The organism is Actibacterium sp. EMB200-NS6 (assembly GCF_001305615.1).
In the GTDB taxonomy this organism is placed as follows: Bacteria; Pseudomonadota; Alphaproteobacteria; order Rhodobacterales; family Rhodobacteraceae; genus Actibacterium_A; species Actibacterium_A naphthalenivorans.
Genome location: NZ_CP010869.1, coordinates 1,158,941 through 1,171,290 on the forward strand (window position 1 = coordinate 1,158,941; position 12,350 = coordinate 1,171,290).

The following is a 12,350-nucleotide window of genomic DNA, read 5'->3' on the forward strand; positions in this document are numbered from 1 at the left end:
GGCCCCCGGCGCATCACGCCGGGGGCAGTCGCCGGGTTACTGCAACAGACCCCTGTCGCGGAAACTGGCCAGATCGTCGGCGGTGAAGCCCAGGATCTCTGTCAGCACCTGATCAGTGTGTTCCCCAAGGCGCGGCGAGGCGGAACGCAGTTTGGCCGGGGTCTTGTTGTGGCGATAGGCGGGGCCGTTGTATTTCAACGTGCCCATCTCTTCGTGATGCAGCGGCCAGAAGTGATCGCGCGCCTCCAGGATCGGGTCTTCCAGCAGGTCCGAGCCCTTGTAGGCCACGCCGGCGGGAACCCCGGCTGCGCGGCAGGCTTTCATCAGCTCGAAGGCGTCCACCGGTGCCGTCAGCTGCGCCACGCGGCTGTCAAGGGCGTCGCGCCCCTGGGCCCGTGCAGCGTTGAGCCCCTCGGCATCGTTCAGAAGCGCGGCCAGCGCCTCCCACTGCGTTTCGTCTTCGCATTCGAGCGTGATCCAGCGTTCCTCGCCCGCGCAGGGATAGACGCCGTGCAGGATGGCCCCGGGTTTGAAGTTGCCGGCACGCTGCGCCTCGGTGCCTGTCACCTGCAGATCAAGCAGTTGCGGGGCGACCAGTTGCGCGGTGGCCTCGATCTGGCTCATCTCGACATACTGGCCTTCGCCGGTCTTCTCGCGATGGATCAGGGCCGCGGTCAGGGCCGCAAGCGCGTAGCGGGGCGAGACCGAATCCGAATAGGCGCCCTTGGGCACGGCCGGCGGCATGTCGGGCCAGCCGGTCATGTGCTGGATACCTGCAAGCGCCGCGCCCTGCGCGCCATAGCCGGGGTGCTGCGACCACGGGCCATCGGCACCATAAAGCGACGATGACAGCATGATGATGCGCGGATTGATCTTGCGCAGGCTGTCGTAATCCAGACCCCATTTCTTCATGATCCCGGGGCGGAAGCTTTCGGCGACGATATCGGCCCATTCGATCAGGGGGCGGATGATCTCCAGCGCTTCGGCGTGGTTCATGTCGACACCGATACCCAGCTTCGAGCTGTGGAAATCGGCGAAGAAGCCGGAACGGTTGATCCCCGGCTTGTCATCGATGAACGGCCCGCCCAGGCGGATCGAATCCGGATGCCTGAAGCTTTCGATCTTGACCACGGTCGCGCCGTTGTCGGCCAGTTGCTTGGTGGCGATCGGGCCGGCGGCGGCCCAGGTGAAATCGGCCACCTTCAGGCCCTCGAAGATACCTTTGGTCATGACGCCTCCTTTACCTTGCTCACGTCGGCCAGCAGGGCGTCCGTATCGGCGCCCACGGCCGGGGCCGGGGACATTTCCGCCAGGCCGGTTTCCGACATGCGCACCCAGTTGGCGGGCAGTTCGATATCCAGGCCCCGCGCTTCGTCATGCAGCGGTTTGAACAGGCCGCGGTCGCGGAACTGGACGTTCTCGTGGATGTCCTTGATCGAGTTGATCGGGGCCATCAGGATACGGTCGCGCACCGCGCGCGCGATCAGATCACCCGAGGTCTTGGTCTCGATGAAGCCTTTGATCACCTCGGTCACCGCATCGTAATCCTCTTGCGGGATCGCGAACTGGCCGTCGCCGTTCCAGTCGTGGCGGGTGAGGATTTCGTCGGTCACCCCCTCTTCGGCCATCCATTTCAGCAGTGCGGCATAGGATTTCATCCGCGCCGAGCCGCCGCCGCCGCCCACCGGGCCAAACACGACATAGCCATCCTGGCAGGGCCAGACGAGGCGGGTGTAGAACCGGTTGGCGCGTTCCTTGCGGATGGCGCCGCCGCGCATTTCGTTCAGCGACAGGATTTGCCAGGCCATGGTGGTGTTGAGCAGGGTCCAGATCACCACTTCCTGCACCGAAACGTCCACACGCTGGCCTTCGCCAGTGCGCAGGGCATGGTAATAGGCCATCAGCGCCGCGTTGCTCGCCTCGGCCCCGGCCTGGATCAGGCCAACGGGCAGGCCGACGCGAACCGGCGGGCGATCGACCTCGCCGTTCAGGTAGAGGTGGCCGCCCAACGCCTGCAGCGTCGTGTCGGTGGCGGGCATGTCTTCATATTCATGGCCGCGGCCGAACGGCAGGATCTCGGTCCAGATCACGGCGGGGTTGGCCTTGCGGGCTATGGCTTCCAGCCGGTCCATGTCAGCCAGCGACAGGCGCTGGAAATCCGTCACGATGATGTCGGCCGTCTTCGCCAGACAGGCGAAATCCGCAACGCCGGCGTCGCTGTCCAGCTCGGCCACAACGCTTTTCTTGCCGAAGTTGTAGGCCAGCCAGCTTGCGCTTTCCTCGCCATTCGCCGTCGGGATCAAAGGCGCGTCAAAACGCGCCTTTTCACCGCCCGGCGGCTCGAGCTTGATCACCTCGGCCCCAAGGTCCGCGAGCACACGCCCGCAGACCGCGCCGGACAGCGAGGAGACCTCCAGCACGCGCACCCCCTGGAGTGCGCCGCCGGAATTCACTGTATCCTTGCTCATAGGGCGTAACCGAAGTCCTTGCCAATCTCGGCCTTCATGTGTTCGCTGCCGGATTCAGTCCACTTTTCTTCCTTGGGAAGGGTCAGCGAAACGGCGCGCACCATGTAGAGATCGGGATCGTCGAACCGGTCGGGAAGTTCACCCGTCTCGGCAAAGGCGCCTGCCACTTCCAGCAGCATCCGGCGGGTCATGGCGATGCCGGTATCGGAGGTGCAGAGGTTTTCCTTGCTGCGGTCATAGACCTGGGCAACCCCGGACTGACAGGCGGCATCCTGCACCCACAGGCCCGGCAGACCCGAGAACCACTGGGTCTTCTGCAGCTCATAGTCGAAATGGTAGCCGGTTTCGCGGCGGAATTTCGAAACGTAGCGGCCGAAAGGAACCTCGGGGCCCTGGTTGTCGTGGGAATCTTTCGAATGATGCCCACCGTCACGGCCCTTGTAGCCTTCGTTGAAGACCTTGATCGATTTCGGATGCAGCGGCTCGACCGGGCGGTAAGAGAACATCAGGCAGATCGAGTTCTCGTCATCCATCGGCACCCAGGCATGGCCCGACAGTTCGTGGAACTCGCCGGCCTGCGGCGGGACCATGCTGTAGAAGGGCATGACGAACTGGTTCACACGCCAGTACAGGTTGTCCTCGTCAACGACGCGGCGCGACGCGATGGACATGCCGAAATCCTGACGGACGGATTCAAACGTCGGGCGCAGATCGCGGGCGGCAACCCAATCGTTGATGTAGCCGCTGCCGTCGATACGGCCATGCAGGATCGGCGCGTGGGCGGAGTCGATCTCGCCTTCGAGCGCCTGCAACCAGTTGCATTCCTGAACGCGGAAGGTGACGACCACGTTTTCCTCGGGAACCATGTTCCATTCGAAATTGGGCAGCGGCGGGCGGCTGGCCTCGTCTTCCTTGCCCATATAGGTCCAGACCACGCCGTTACGCTCGACGCAGGGATAGGACTTGATCTTGACGCGCTCTTTGAGGCGCGAGCGTACGGGCTCGGCGGGCATGTCGGTGACGTTGCCTTTGGTGTCGAATTTCCAGCCGTGGTAGACGCAGCGCAGGCCGCAATCTTCGTTCCGGCCATAGATCAGCGGCGCGCCGCGGTGCGGGCAGACATTGTCAACAAGGCCAACATTGTCTTCGCTGTCGCGAAAAACGATCAGGGTCTCGCCCAGCAGTTTCACGGTCTGCGGCTGGGCATCCTTTTCCAGATCCTTCGAGGCAAAGAAGGGGATCCAGTAGTTGCGGAACAGGTCGCCCATCGTGGTGCCGGGGCCAACCCGGACCAGGGTTTCATTGTCTTCTTTGGAAAGCATGTGTTTCTCCTCTCAGTTTGTTGGTTCGGCCGCCTCCTCGGCGCCGGGAAGGGGTCAGGCGCTGGCCAGTTCCGTGGCGTCCTTGTCCAGAAGCCCGTCGACCAGATCGGAAATGCCCAGGAACGCGGCCCACCAGGCCGGATCGGCTGTTTCGAGCGGGGCGCGGGGCACGGGCGGCGGATCGCCGGCCTTCAGACGCTTGACGATCTCGGCGTAGCGCAGGCGCTCGATTTCTAGGTAGACCTGCTCAACGTCCTGGCCTTCGGCCACGAAGTCACCCAGCTCTGGATAGGCCAGACGGCGCACCCATTCGCCTTCGCTGACTTCATAGGGTTGCGCCTGAATGATGTAAGGAATTGAAAGATACTCTTTCAGTTTCATAGTGTTACCTCCTCATAACGTCGGGGATGTGCGGCGCCGCGGCTCGGGCGTGAGCATCACGAAGGCCGAGTCGTCGAACGGGCCGATCTGCACCAGGCAGGGCCCCGATTTCGCGCCCTGACGCGCGCCCGCCTTGCCTGCGGTTTGCAGATAGGCCTCGCGCAGGTGGCCCATGCCGTGCATGCGCCCCTCACCCAAACTGCCGCCAAAGGTGTTCAGGGGCAGGTCGCCATCCAGATTGGCGCGACCGTCGCGGATGAAGGCGGGCGCTGTGCCCTCGGCACAAAATCCGAACCCTTCGAGCCACTCGTAGACCATCGACGAGAACCCGTCATAAAGCTGCGCCTGCGTGACATCGGCGGTGCTAAGCCCGCTCATGTCAAAAACCGTTTTCGGGTTCTGAAACCCGGCCCAGCCGGACACATAGGCCGGGGTGGCACCTGCGGGCAGATCCTCGGCCCGGCACATTATAAATGCCGCGGCCCCGCAAACCGGCATGTCGCAATCGAACAGGCAATGCGGCGTCGCGATCATCTGCGCGTCCAGATAGGCGTCACGGGTGACCGTGCGGTCCTTCCAGATGGCATCGGGGTTCAGGGCGGCATGGCGGCGGGCCAGCGCCACGACCTCGTAAAGATCATCGCGGCTGATGCCGTGCTGGGCCATGTAACGTTGCGCGCGGGCGGCGAAGCGGGCCCCGGCAATGTTATAGGCGAAGGGCTTGATGAACTGGTCATTGCCATAGGCCACCGGCACATCGGCCGTCGCATAGTTGATGCCCTGAAGGTTATAGAGCGCGCGGAGGCCGACGATATAGCGGCAATCGCCCGCGATCAGCGCGTGGGCAGCGCTGGCGACCATATCGGCGGGATAGCGGCGGTAAAGGTCGGTGCCATAGCGCAGCCCCTTGAACCCCATCGCCGCCGCCATGGTCTTGACCGAAACCTCGTCCCCGCCTTCGGCATGGGGTGAGCCGGCATTGGTGGCAAACGGCGCGCCGATATAGCCGTCGATATCGTCACGGCTCAGCCCGGCGTCCGCAAGCGCGGCAAGAATGGCGTCCTGCGCGAAGGCGATGATGCCGCGGTCGGATTTGCGTTCGACCGCCGAAGAGCCGAACCCGGAAATAACGATGTCCTGGCTCATGACGTGGCCTGCGTATCGACAGTGGCCTGCGGGTATCCCCAGCCATTGGAATCCATGCGCATCGAAATCGTCAGCGGCGTGTCGGGCGCGTGGCCGTGCACCGAGCCGGTTTCGTCGAGCATGGCGATCACGGTGCGCGGGTCTTCGGCCAGGGCGCATTCGACGATGCAGATCGGGCCTTCGCGCCCCGGCAGGGCGGGCAGGTGAACGTCGGTCCAGCCCCTAAGGAAGGCCTTGCCTGACATGTCGATCCATTCCAGCCTGTCCGACAGGCAATCAGGGCAACGCGGGCGCGGCGGATAGGGGATGCGGCCACAATCGCGGCATCTGGCAAGCGTCAGCGTGCCAGCCTTTGCGCCTTCCCAAAATGGCCTCGTCTCGGCGCTGGGTGCGGGAATGGGTCTTTGTGCTGTACTCATCGATGCCGTGTCTGTTTGACTTCCTGCGGTCCTGTATATAATGGTCAGACCATTAGATCAATAACAAGTCCAGCCATCCGAAAGCGGGGGAGTTGACAGCATGAAACCGCTTGAAAACCTGCATATCGTTGAGTTTTCCGGGTTGGGGCCGGGGCCGTTCGCCGCGATGGCTCTGGCGGATATGGGGGTGTCGGTTACGCGAATTACCCGCCCTGGATCATCGGCGCCGAATCCCGGGTCTGGCACGTTTCTGAACCGCGGGCGCCGCGATGTGCCGCTTGATCTGAAAACCCCCGAAGGCTTGGCTGCCGCGCGCGATCTGATCCGCGGGGCCGATGCGGTGATCGAAGGGTTCCGCCCGGGCAAGATGGAAAGCCTGGGGCTGGGCCCCGACGACCTTTTGCCGCTGAACCCGCGTCTGGTTTATGGCCGCATGACCGGCTGGGGCCAGACCGGCCCGATGGCGCATCTGGCCGGGCATGACCTCAATTATCTGGGCCTGACCGGGCTGCTCAGCCTGATGGGCGAAGAGGGTCGCCCGCCGATGCCACCGCTCAACCTGATCAGCGATTTCGGCGGCGGCGGTATGTATCTGGCCTTTGGCCTGATATGCGCGATCTGGCGGGCGCAGAGCACGGGGCAGGGGCAGGTGGTGGACGCCGCGATGATCCATGGTACCACCCATCTGGCCAGTTTCATCCACGGCAAGCGGGCGCAGGGCGCCTGGCATGAGGGGCGCGAAAACAACGCGGTGGATGGCGGCGCGCCGTTCTACCGTGTGTATGAAACCCGCGACGGGCGCTATATGGCGGTGGCGGCGCTGGAGCCGGTCTTTTTCGCCACCATGATCCGCACCCTGGGCCTGGACGCGCGGTTCATCGCCGGGCAGGGCGACCGCGCGCTTTGGCCCGAGATGGCCGAGGTTCTGCGCCAAACCTTCCTGACCCGCGATTTCGATCACTGGGTGGCGCTGTTTGCCGATGTCGATGCCTGCGTCACCCCGGTTCTGAACATGGACGAGGCGCAGAACCACCCGCAGATGGCGGGGTGCTTCACCACGGCGGGCGGCGTCACCCAGCCCGGCCCGGCCCCGCGCATAACCCCTTGGGCGCCCAAATCGTGAGCCGCCCGCTCCTTGACGCCTGCCTTGTGCTGGCGTTCGGCTATGCCACCGGGCTGGAGTTGGGAAAGATCGCCCCCTACGCGGTGCGTATCGCCGACAATTACGGAACCGGGCTGGCCTTCAGCGGGCTGCTGACCTCGGTGATAACATTGTTCGTGGCGATTTTTGCCGCGTTTCTGGGGCGGCCCCTGGTGCGGATCGGGCTGCTGCCATGCCTGCGGGCGGCGGTGCTTTTGATCGTGGCGGGGGCGGGGCTGTTTGTCTTGCCGCTGGGGCCTGCGGGCATGATGGTCGCGCGGCTGATCGAGGGGGCGGGCTATGTTCTGGCCGCCGTCGCCGCCCCGGCATGGCTGGCCAATGCGCCGATCGGATCAGCCCGGCCGATGTTCATGGCGCTGTGGGGCAGCGTGGTGCCGGTGGGGTTCGCGGCCGCCGCAGCCCTGGCGGGCGCTCTGCCTGCGCAGATGCCGATGGGGGCGCAGCTGGCCGTTTTCGCCGTGCCGGTCGCGCTGCTGTCTTTGCCCGTGCTGGCGGTGCGCGGGGTCGCGCCCATCCGCACGGTTCAGGCCGATGTCGCCAGATGGGGCGATGTCGCGTGGTCGCTGGCGGTGGCCTTCGGCCTCTACGTCTTTCTATCCATGGGGTTTTTCTCTTTCCTGCCCGCCTTCGCACAGGAAACGGGGCTTGCCGGATCGGGCCTTGTGCCGCTGATGGTGCCGTTGGGCAGCTTCGCCACCGCCGCCTTGCTGCCGGTTCTGCGGCGTGAAAACGGGCCGGCACTGGCGGTCGTGGGGTTCGCGATGGCCGCCCTCGGCGCGTTCTGGATGTTTTCCCACGGCAGCCTGGCGGCGCTGTTTCTCTATGCCTTTGCCTGCGGGGTCAGCTCCTCTGCGACGCTCGCGTCGGTTCTGGTGGCCGCGCCCGGCGAACATGCCTCGGCCCGCACCCTGGGCGTGATGGCCCAATGCGGCGGCGTGATTGCGTTTCTGGGGGTGCCCTTCGCCGGGGCGTTGCTGGACCATCTGGGATGGGAGGCGCTGGGCCTGGCGCTGGCTCTTGCGGCAGGGGGTGCGGGGGCGATCCTGCTGGGCGCGCGGCGGGCGCGCTAGCGCGCGCTATCAGCGACTTCGCGCAGAGCGTCGGCCATGCCGTGGTGCGCGTCCGACATGACGGTGTTGTCGCGCAGGCTCAGCCCCACGGGGCCGGCCAGAATTTCGGTGGGCAGAGTGATTTCGGCCAGTTGCCCGGTGCTGATTTCATGGATCACCACCCCGCGCGAGATGAACCAGACGCAATCCGACATCTGCAATATCCTGCGGCCAAAGGCGAGCGACACGTTCTGATAGGCTGGCGTCAGGCCCTGCGCACCGATGCTGAGCAGGAAATCCCGCACCACAGGCCCGATCAGCGCGCCCCTGGGGGGCAGCATCAACGGATGGTTCGCCAGTGTTTCGGGCGTGATGGGCTGGCCGATCAGCGGATGCCCCGGGCGCACGGCCAGCACCACGCGGTCGGAATAAAGATGCCGGAACGACAGGCCCGCCATATCTTCGGTCGGGGCCATCCGCCCCACGACCATATCCAGCGCCCCCTCGCGCAGCTGGGTCAGCAGCAGCCAGTTCGGGCCGGTCATCACCCGCAGGATGCAATGCGGGTTCTGCGCGCGGAATTTCATCGCGGCCAGCGGAAACACCTCGGACGCGACCGAGGGCAGCACGCCCACCGCCAGCTGCGTGCTTTCCTGCGCGCCCTTGCGCACGCTGCTCTCGGCCCGCGAAAGCGCCAGCATGGCAGCGCCGGCGTGTTGCTGAAACAGCTTGCCGGCACGATTTGTCACCATGCGGCGCCCGCTACGGTCAAACAGGGAGGTGCCCAGGGCCTCCTCCAGTTCCCGCAGGGTTTTCGAGGCGGCGGGCTGGCTGATATGCAGGCTTTCGGCGGCGGCGGACACGCTGTTCAGCCGGGCCGTTTCCAGGAAGCAGCGAATATGGCGCAGACGGATGCGAGGGTCCATGTATATCCTGAGGGTTATTGGTCAGGTCACTATAGATATTTGTCGGGAGGAGGAAATCCACTTATTCAAGGCGTCGAGGAGGATTCTATGCAGACCATTACGCATAACGATGCGGTGTTTCACATCGCCGTTCAGGGCGCCGAGAATGGCAGGCCTGTGGTGTTCGCCAACTCTCTGGGCACCGACCTGCGGGTGTGGGACGCTCTGCTGCCGCTGCTGCCGCAATCCCTTCGGTTTCACCGGTTCGATCTGCGGGGTCATGGCCTCAGCGACACGCCGCCGCCGCCCTACCGCATGGAAGATCTGGCCGATGACGCCGCGGCGCTGCTTGATGCGCAAGGGATCCGTGGTGCGGTTTTCGTGGGGCTTTCGATCGGCGGAATGATTGGCCAGATGCTGGCCGCGCGCCGGCCGGATCTGGTGTCGGCGCTTGTGCTGATGGATACGGCGGCCAAGATGGGCAGCGCCGAGATGTGGCAGGCGCGGATGGATGCGGTGGCCGCCGGCGGAATCGCCGCCCTGGCCGATCCGATCCTGGAGCGCTGGTTCGGCCCGGAGTTCCGGTCGCAGGAGAAAGGCCCCCTGGCCGCGTGGCGCAACATGCTGACCCGTACCCCGGCCGAGGGCTATATCGGCTGCTGCGCGGCCATTGCCGGCGCGGATCTGACCGATGAGACGCGCAAGCTGCGGCTGCCCGTTCTGGCCATCGTCGGCGCCGAGGATGGCGCCAGCCCACCCGAAATCGTTCAGGCCACCGCCGATCTGATACCGGGTGCAGAGTTTCATGTGATCGCGGGGGCGGGGCATCTGCCCTGCGTGGAGCGCCCCAAGGAAACCGCCGAGCTGATCACGGCCTTTCTGGAGAAGCACGACTATGTCTGACCGTATCGCAAATGGCATGAAGGTGCGCCGCTCGGTTCTGGGGGATGCCCATGTCGACCGGGCCGAGGCCGCCAAGACCCCGTTCGACGAACCGTTTCAGACCCTCATCACCGAAGGTGCCTGGGGCACGGTCTGGGCCAGCGACGGCATCAGCCTGCGCGAGCGGTCGATGCTGACCCTGGCGCTGCTGGCCGCAACCGGAAACTTCGAGGAAATCGCGATGCACGTCCGCGCCACCGCCAACACCGGCGCCAGCAAGCGCGATGTGCTCGAGGCGTTTCAGCATGTCGCCATCTACGCCGGTGTGCCGCGCGCCAACCACGCGCTGAAGATTGCCAAGCAAACCTATGCTGAAATGGAGGAGGCTACCGATGACTAATCTGGGCCCATTGATCCCGCGCAACCGGGAAATCCATCCCGTTGCCTATGACCCCGACTATAAGACCAGCGTCGCGCGCTCGCCGCGGCTGCCGCTGATCTCGATGGAATCCACGCCGGGCGAGGAAACCGGGCCGCGTTTTGGCCACGGTCTGATCGGACCGCTGGACAACAACCTGATCCTGAACTGGACCGGCGGCAAGGCCCCTGCCGTGGGCGAACGCGTGCTGATGCACGGTCGGGTGCTGGATGAAAACGCCCGCCCCGTGCCCAATACGTTGATCGAGATATGGCAGGCCAACGCCGGCGGTCGGTATCGCCACAAGAAAGACGGATACCTTGCCCCGCTCGACCCGAATTTCGGCGGCTGCGGGCGCACAATCACTGATGAGAACGGCTATTACGAATTCCTGACCGTCCGCCCCGGTGCCTATCCGTGGCCCAACCGCGGCAACGACTGGCGCCCGATGCACATCCACGTCTCGATCTTTGGCAACAGCTTTGGCCAGCGCCTGATCAGCCAGATGTATTTCGAGGGCGATCCGCTGATCGACCGCTGCCCGATCGCCGCGACGATCAAGGATCGCGGGCAGCTTGAAAGCCTGGTCGCGCCGCTGGATATCAACCGCTCACGGCCGCTCGATTTCCTCGCCTACAAATTCGACATCGTTCTGCGCGGTCGCCGCCAGACCATGTTCGAGAACAAGCTGGAAGGGATGTAAGTCATGGTACAAAAACTGGAAGCCCTGGTGGAAACCCCGTCGCAAACGGCGGGCCCGTATGTCCATATCGGGCTGATGCCCACCTATGCGGGCAACCCCGGCTATTACGATCAGGAGGTCGGAACCTCCCCCATCGCCGCTGGCGCGAAAGGCGAAATCATCGAGATTTCGGGCGAGGTGTTCGACGGAACCGGCTGGGCCCTGCGCGATGCGTTGCTGGAAAGCTGGCAGGCCGATGCCGCCGGCAAGTTCGCAGGTCAGGAGGGCGCCGATCCGGCGGTCTCGGGCCATTGCCGGTTCGCCGCCGATGCGGTCTCGGGCGAGTTTACCCTGCGCACGGTCAAACCCGGCGCGGTGCCCGCGCGCGGTGGCAAGATGCAGGCGCCGCATATCTGCCTGTGGATCGTGGCCCGCGGCATCAATATCGGCCTGCAGACCCGCATCTATTTCGACGATGAGGATAACAGCGCCGACCCGGTTCTTGCGCGGATCGAGCAGAAACCGCGGATCGACACGCTGATCGCCCGCAAGGTGGGGGATGGCAAATACCGCTTTGATATCCGCTTGCAAGGCGACGGCGAAACTGTCTTCTTCGATATGTAACCCCCTTTCCCTCCGTTCGGCCCCCGGGCCGGGCGGGGGCTTTCACGGAAGTACCATGACTGAAAAACCCTGTATCATCTGCGTTGCCATCACCGGCTCGCTGCCTACCAAGGCAAACAACCCCGCCGTGCCGATCACGATCGAGGAACAGATCGAAAGCACGCAGGAGGCGTTCGAGGCCGGCGCCACCATCGCCCATTGCCATGTGCGCAACGACGATCAGACGCCGACCTCGGACCCCGAGAAATTCGGCCGTCTGCTCGAGGGGTTGCGCAAGCATTGCCCGGGCATGATCGTGCAGCTTTCCACGGGCGGCCGTTCGGGGGCAGGGCGCGAGCGTGGCGGCATGCTGCCGCTGAAACCCGACATGGCCTCGCTCTCGGTCGGGTCGAACAACTTCCCCACCCGGGTTTATGAAAACAGCCCCGATCTGGTCGATTGGCTGGCCTCGGAGATGCTGAAATACGGCGTCAAGCCCGAGATCGAGGCCTTTGACCTCAGCCATATCGTGCAGGCCACACGGATGCAGGGCGACGGCCGGCTCAAGGGGCCGCTTTACGTGCAGTTCGTCATGGGCGTGAAGAATGCGATGCCGCCCGACGAGCCGATTTTCGACTTTTACATCGAGACGCTGAAACGCCTTGCGCCCGATGCGCAATGGTGCGCTGCCGGGATCGGGCCGGCGCAGCTTCTGATCAACGAATGGTCGATCGCGAAGGGCGGGCATACCCGCACCGGGCTGGAAGACAACGTGCGCCTTGACCGTGACACCCTTGCCCCGTCGAATGCGGCACTGGTTCAACGCGCTGTCGATATCTGTGCGAAATACGATCGCCCCGTGGCCACGTGGCAGCAGGCGCGCGAGATACTCAATCTTCCGGCGCAGGTCTGA

At 64.6% G+C, this 12,350-nt stretch carries 14 protein-coding genes; 7 read left to right on the forward strand and 7 right to left on the reverse strand.

Features of this window, described 5'->3' with window-relative positions; translation table 11 throughout:
* Positions 1 to 36: 36 nt before the first annotated feature.
* From TQ29_RS05730 to TQ29_RS20230, 6 genes are read right to left on the reverse strand one after another with little or no spacing between them, the layout of a single operon-like run.
* On the reverse strand, positions 37 to 1,230 hold the full coding sequence (locus tag TQ29_RS05730; RefSeq protein WP_054538378.1) for a CaiB/BaiF CoA-transferase family protein: 1,194 nt from the start codon (positions 1,228 to 1,230) through the stop codon (positions 37 to 39).
* Positions 1,227 to 2,468 (reverse strand): CaiB/BaiF CoA-transferase family protein, encoded by a 1,242-nt coding sequence (locus TQ29_RS05735; RefSeq protein ID WP_054538379.1) that lies wholly within the window; start codon positions 2,466 to 2,468, stop codon positions 1,227 to 1,229. The genes TQ29_RS05730 and TQ29_RS05735 overlap by 4 nt, the downstream gene beginning before the upstream one ends.
* Positions 2,465 to 3,790 (reverse strand): Rieske 2Fe-2S domain-containing protein, encoded by a 1,326-nt coding sequence (locus TQ29_RS05740; protein ID WP_054538380.1) that lies wholly within the window; start codon positions 3,788 to 3,790, stop codon positions 2,465 to 2,467. The genes TQ29_RS05735 and TQ29_RS05740 overlap by 4 nt, the downstream gene beginning before the upstream one ends.
* A gap of 54 nt (positions 3,791 to 3,844) precedes the next feature.
* Entirely contained in the window at positions 3,845 to 4,171 is a 327-nt protein-coding gene (locus TQ29_RS05745) for a hypothetical protein (RefSeq protein WP_054538381.1), read from the reverse strand.
* Positions 4,172 to 4,183: 12 nt separating this feature from the next.
* Positions 4,184 to 5,317, reverse strand: a complete 1,134-nt coding sequence (locus tag TQ29_RS05750) for a thiolase family protein (RefSeq protein ID WP_054538382.1) — start codon at positions 5,315 to 5,317, stop codon at positions 4,184 to 4,186.
* Entirely contained in the window at positions 5,314 to 5,736 is a 423-nt protein-coding gene (locus tag TQ29_RS20230) for a Zn-ribbon domain-containing OB-fold protein (protein ID WP_082386545.1), read from the reverse strand. The genes TQ29_RS05750 and TQ29_RS20230 overlap by 4 nt, the downstream gene beginning before the upstream one ends.
* 100 nt (positions 5,737 to 5,836) lie before the next feature.
* Between TQ29_RS20230 and TQ29_RS05760 the strand changes: the two genes are divergently transcribed.
* Positions 5,837 to 6,859: a CaiB/BaiF CoA-transferase family protein gene (locus TQ29_RS05760; RefSeq protein ID WP_054538384.1), complete on the forward strand. Its 1,023-nt coding sequence runs from the start codon at positions 5,837 to 5,839 to the stop codon at positions 6,857 to 6,859.
* The gene (locus TQ29_RS05765) at positions 6,856 to 7,968 is read left to right on the forward strand and encodes an MFS transporter (protein WP_157445521.1); all 1,113 of its coding nucleotides are present in this window, start codon (positions 6,856 to 6,858) and stop codon (positions 7,966 to 7,968) included. Before TQ29_RS05760 ends, TQ29_RS05765 begins: the two co-directional genes overlap by 4 nt.
* Here the strand turns inward: TQ29_RS05765 and pcaQ are convergent.
* Positions 7,965 to 8,873, reverse strand: coding sequence for a pca operon transcription factor PcaQ (gene pcaQ / locus TQ29_RS05770; protein WP_054538386.1), 909 nt, complete (start codon positions 8,871 to 8,873; stop codon positions 7,965 to 7,967). The genes TQ29_RS05765 and pcaQ overlap by 4 nt on opposite strands.
* An 87-nt stretch (positions 8,874 to 8,960) precedes the next feature.
* Between pcaQ and pcaD the strand changes: the two genes are divergently transcribed.
* Genes pcaD through TQ29_RS05795 form a run of 5 tightly spaced genes read left to right on the forward strand, consistent with a single transcriptional unit; the run spans position 8,961 to position 12,350 of the window.
* The gene (pcaD, locus tag TQ29_RS05775) at positions 8,961 to 9,755 is read left to right on the forward strand and encodes a 3-oxoadipate enol-lactonase (RefSeq protein ID WP_054538387.1); all 795 of its coding nucleotides are present in this window, start codon (positions 8,961 to 8,963) and stop codon (positions 9,753 to 9,755) included.
* Entirely contained in the window at positions 9,748 to 10,134 is a 387-nt protein-coding gene (gene pcaC / locus TQ29_RS05780; protein WP_054538388.1) for a 4-carboxymuconolactone decarboxylase, read from the forward strand. Before pcaD ends, pcaC begins: the two co-directional genes overlap by 8 nt.
* Entirely contained in the window at positions 10,127 to 10,855 is a 729-nt protein-coding gene (pcaH, locus tag TQ29_RS05785; protein ID WP_054538389.1) for a protocatechuate 3,4-dioxygenase subunit beta, read from the forward strand. Before pcaC ends, pcaH begins: the two co-directional genes overlap by 8 nt.
* 3 nt (positions 10,856 to 10,858) lie before the next feature.
* The gene (pcaG, locus tag TQ29_RS05790; protein WP_054538390.1) at positions 10,859 to 11,458 is read left to right on the forward strand and encodes a protocatechuate 3,4-dioxygenase subunit alpha; all 600 of its coding nucleotides are present in this window, start codon (positions 10,859 to 10,861) and stop codon (positions 11,456 to 11,458) included.
* A 55-nt stretch (positions 11,459 to 11,513) separates the two neighbouring features.
* Entirely contained in the window at positions 11,514 to 12,350 is an 837-nt protein-coding gene (locus TQ29_RS05795; RefSeq protein ID WP_037204448.1) for a 3-keto-5-aminohexanoate cleavage protein, read from the forward strand.

What these genes read in the sequence shown, in the direction of transcription:
- TQ29_RS05730 (WP_054538378.1), bottom strand. Translation starts at nt 1,230, where the DNA reads ATGACCAAAGGTATCTTCGAGGGCCTGAAGGTGGCCGATTTCACCTGG.
- TQ29_RS05735 (WP_054538379.1), bottom strand. Translation starts at nt 2,468, where the DNA reads ATGAGCAAGGATACAGTGAATTCCGGCGGCGCACTCCAGGGGGTGCGC.
- TQ29_RS05740 (WP_054538380.1), bottom strand. Translation starts at nt 3,790, where the DNA reads ATGCTTTCCAAAGAAGACAATGAAACCCTGGTCCGGGTTGGCCCCGGC.
- TQ29_RS05745 (WP_054538381.1), bottom strand. Translation starts at nt 4,171, where the DNA reads ATGAAACTGAAAGAGTATCTTTCAATTCCTTACATCATTCAGGCGCAA.
- TQ29_RS05750 (WP_054538382.1), bottom strand. Translation starts at nt 5,317, where the DNA reads ATGAGCCAGGACATCGTTATTTCCGGGTTCGGCTCTTCGGCGGTCGAA.
- TQ29_RS20230 (WP_082386545.1), bottom strand. Translation starts at nt 5,736, where the DNA reads ATGAGTACAGCACAAAGACCCATTCCCGCACCCAGCGCCGAGACGAGG.
- TQ29_RS05760 (WP_054538384.1), top strand. Translation starts at nt 5,837, where the DNA reads ATGAAACCGCTTGAAAACCTGCATATCGTTGAGTTTTCCGGGTTGGGG.
- pcaQ (WP_054538386.1), bottom strand. Translation starts at nt 8,873, where the DNA reads ATGGACCCTCGCATCCGTCTGCGCCATATTCGCTGCTTCCTGGAAACG.
- pcaD (WP_054538387.1), top strand. Translation starts at nt 8,961, where the DNA reads ATGCAGACCATTACGCATAACGATGCGGTGTTTCACATCGCCGTTCAG.
- pcaC (WP_054538388.1), top strand. Translation starts at nt 9,748, where the DNA reads ATGTCTGACCGTATCGCAAATGGCATGAAGGTGCGCCGCTCGGTTCTG.
- pcaH (WP_054538389.1), top strand. Translation starts at nt 10,127, where the DNA reads ATGACTAATCTGGGCCCATTGATCCCGCGCAACCGGGAAATCCATCCC.
- pcaG (WP_054538390.1), top strand. Translation starts at nt 10,859, where the DNA reads ATGGTACAAAAACTGGAAGCCCTGGTGGAAACCCCGTCGCAAACGGCG.
- TQ29_RS05795 (WP_037204448.1), top strand. Translation starts at nt 11,514, where the DNA reads ATGACTGAAAAACCCTGTATCATCTGCGTTGCCATCACCGGCTCGCTG.